This is a genomic window from Paenibacillus sp. 2TAB19, from assembly GCF_052115185.1.
GTDB lineage: Bacteria > Bacillota > Bacilli > Paenibacillales > Paenibacillaceae > Pristimantibacillus.
In genome coordinates this window covers 1-3526 of record NZ_JBFRGE010000165.1, presented here as the reverse complement: position 1 = coordinate 3526, position 3526 = coordinate 1, and the positions used below count along the sequence as shown (strand labels likewise).

The following is a 3526-nucleotide window of genomic DNA, read 5'->3' as shown; positions in this document are numbered from 1 at the left end:
GAATAAAGTATTAGTTTTTTTCATATTTAACTTGTTTATAATTTCAGGTTGTTCAATTTTTCAAGAATCCGATAAGAGTACTTCGATTTCAATACAAAAAGTTGGGGAGGTGCTAATGGTAGATCATACTCCTTCTTTACCGGATAAATGGGAGATAAATTCTGTTGAAAAATACGATGATGGATTTGTAAATCCTTCAGTTACTATTAAGTACTCAAATGGGGTTACCATAACTTTATCAAAAAGTAAGTGGGACTTATCTAAGGAGTTCAAAAACAATAAATCAGTAAGGTTGGGTAATAAGCAAATGCTGCGTTATTATAATGCTAAAGAAGATGCTTATGTTTTTGAATTAGCGAGTATCAATTATGCGGTCAAATCACCGAATCATCTGAGAGTTGAAACTGAAAAAGCGATTGCTGATTTATTGTAGGCGACACACTATTAAGCTCCCTCGAAATGATTCAATTTCCTCACTCAGACTCATGAATTCGCAGGAKTTCATCCTGTAGTTAAATTGAAGAAAAGGATGATGGGAGAGCCGGTAGCTGGGAGATGGGGAAAAAGGCATGCGTAAATAAAGGGTGGATAGGAATCACCCATATTGTTCCATTATGCGCACATCTCCACTTCKCCTTAGCGATTCTCGCTCCCATGTCTCAACGGGTCATAGCCCTTTCATTCCTTCGTCACGTCTTAACTAAGGGGTGGAGGTCGGTCTTTCTAACGGAACGGGTCATAGCCCTTTTGCGTAACGTATCCCGATACTCCGTGCTTCTTGTCATCCTGCGAATGCATGAGYTGATGAGGATTAATAGGTTTTATGCTGCTTGTGGGAATACCTTGATCGGTTCGTAAGCGGTCYTGTTTTTAGCCAAAGCGATTAGCATTCGGGCTACTTTACCCATTAATTTCATGATGGATTTCATCTTCTTCAGKTTCTTTTCCTCTACATTGTAACGATGTGAGGCTCGAATTTCTGGATTTGTCATAACCATACTCATCGTCATGAGATAAAGAAAATGACGTAAACGTGGCCGGCCTCGTTTGCTGAGCACCATCTTTCCTCGCCATTTTCCAGAACTAGCCTCAGCTAGATTTARCCCAGCATGACGAAGTAAAGCATTTCCGTGCGTATATCCGCTTAGATCWCCAGCCTCCCCGAGTACACCAGCTAGATTTGTTACATARACACCGCGTAYTTCAARAAGCTTCTGTGCATAAGGAATACGCTCAAGAATGAGGCGGAGCTCGTGCTCAATTTGTTCAAGCTGACGCGTTGCCAGGTCAAACTCTTCGAGTAATTGCCCAAGATGGAGCTTGTAAGCGTGGAGTGCTTGAGTGGTGCCCACACTGGATTTTGCAAGTGAAATGAGCAGTTCAGCACGTTTAACTCCAGCATGCCGCTTTACATATTGCTTCCARCCGCAAAGTACTTGTTCCGTAGTTAACTCACTGATCTCTTTCGGTAAAGGGAAGAGTCTTAGTGTTGCGATCGCACTAATGCAAGTAAGGATTTTAAAGACTTGACGAAGTTCAGGAAAGACAATGTCCACCCAGCGATGAATCTGATTAACGGCGGCGTTAAGGCGTTTAGTAACCGTTTCTCGGTTTGCCATTAGAATGCGAAGTTCCTCRAAAGCTTCTGGATGAAAACGAACGGGGGAGTAATACCCGTTTTTGACCATGTCTGCAATGACGAGTGCATCTTTATAGTCACTTTTAGAAGGTGTATTATCTCGGTTTTCTTTGTTCTTTTTGACGAGATGAGGATTAACMAGAACRGGCTCAATGTCTTGATCGAGGAGCCAACGTGCAAGGCTAAACCAGTAGTGGCCAGTTGGCTCCATGCCAACTATGACGCTRCTAAGCTTGTWKGATTTRAGTAKATCCTGAATCCAATGTGCGAACAAATTGAAWCCTTCACGATGGTTACCGAACTCGAGTGGAGTTCCTAGAGCAATTCCACGAAAGCTGACAGCGCGGGCTACATGGGATTCTTGGGCGATGTCTACGCCGATAACCAAGTGATGGACGGTAATGTTTTCTATGAGTTGATTTTGCTTGTCTTGTGCCTTAAACTTYATGATAGAGCGACCTCCTGATGTGGATTWAAAGGGCTTTTGACCCGTTGCATAATCCCATCGTAACGAGGCGCTCGTTTTTGTTCAAACTCCAAATTATTCGTTTTACAGGAATTCTAACGGGAGACGTTAGTTCAATTAACCACCAGGACAAAGCTGTCAGCGCGATCGGCAACTTCGTTACATTAGCAACTTTAGTTCAAAACAATAAACCGGCAGTAGATCAGAAATCCGCTTTCGGTTTATTGAGCGTGAGCGGAGATCCGAAGTGTCGAGTTGCCGAGATCTGTAACTTTCAACAAAATGTCTGTTTTAAATAATGATTGAACAGGAGGCTGCTTTCTGCTTATCTAAAGAGATGTCTGGAGTAGATTTTTGTTAGACAAAGCACATCAAACACCAAACAGAAATAAAAGCTATAAAATATATGAACTAAAACAACAACACGATTGTGACACAAGCCATGTGTCGGACGACAAGAACATATATGCATATGAAACCGCGTAAATAGCGGTTTTTTTGTTTTAAGGATATAAGTTCTTGTCCAAACTCGAGGACAAGAACTTATATCCTTAACCGAAATGGACAAGAACTTGTATCCTTAGCCACAAGCCATTAGATGAAGGTACCCGCTGCTCCAAAGGGCTCATCGGCTTTTGTTATATTACACATGAGAGCTTTCGGTCAATCCGCTAACGGGAGGAAATAGCTCAACGACATGACGGCAACCGGCCACGCGATCGATTGCCATTGTTCGTTGTAGTAATGGGCAGATTACACTAATGAATACACTTCCCTTACCTGGACAGATTAATTTGTGATAGGTGAAATAAGTAAAGAGAGGGGAATTCTCTTGAAAGTTTTAATTTGCTTTGTAATCCTACTTTCAATGGTCGGAACGCAAACCACTATTTGTAATGCAATCGGTAAGAAGCCACTTGAGGACTCGAGGGAACTGCAACTTCAAGATATGCTGGTGTTACTTTTACTACCGCATATGCGAGAGAAGCTTGCTGAGGTATATTCAGATGTATTTTTAGTACCAGGATCACCAGATATTTATCCTTATTTTGTTGATGTAACACACACCGAAAGAGTCAATGGTTTCCGTGGTTTTGATTTTTTAATCAAACTTGATGTGCATCCAACAGTCGGACCTCATATCCCAGTCGGTGAAGATGTTTTTACATATCGGATCTCACCTGCTGGGGTTGAGCTAAATAATTTCGAAAATCTTATAGGACCGAATAAGTTCGATTTCCCTCCAAATTACCAAGATCTTTTGAAGTAATGGGTGCGAAAACATACAAGGAGCAGTTTGCATTACGGCAGCTGCTCCCTTTTTTTGTTAAGCTCCCTCGAAATGATTCAATTTCCTCACTCAGACTCATGAATTCGCAGGAGTTCATCCTGTAGTTAAATTGAAGAAAAGGATGATGGGA

Annotated in this window: 3 protein-coding genes; 2 read left to right on the top strand and 1 reads right to left on the bottom strand. The window is 41.6% G+C overall.

Going from position 1 to position 3526, the window contains the following annotated elements:
* Positions 1 to 433: hypothetical protein (locus AB4Z33_RS30540; RefSeq protein WP_442053502.1), on the top strand; the 433-nt coding region annotated here is incomplete at its 5' end.
* Positions 434 to 821: 388 nt separating this feature from the next.
* Here AB4Z33_RS30540 and AB4Z33_RS30535 read toward each other — a convergent pair.
* A complete protein-coding gene (locus AB4Z33_RS30535) occupies positions 822 to 2087 on the bottom strand; it encodes an IS110 family transposase (protein ID WP_442053503.1) in 1266 nt (421 codons plus the stop codon).
* 850 nt (positions 2088 to 2937) lie between these two features.
* Between AB4Z33_RS30535 and AB4Z33_RS30530 the strand changes: the two genes are divergently transcribed.
* A complete protein-coding gene (locus tag AB4Z33_RS30530; protein ID WP_442053501.1) occupies positions 2938 to 3375 on the top strand; it encodes a DUF3888 domain-containing protein in 438 nt (145 codons plus the stop codon).
* Positions 3376 to 3526 lie beyond the last annotated feature (151 nt).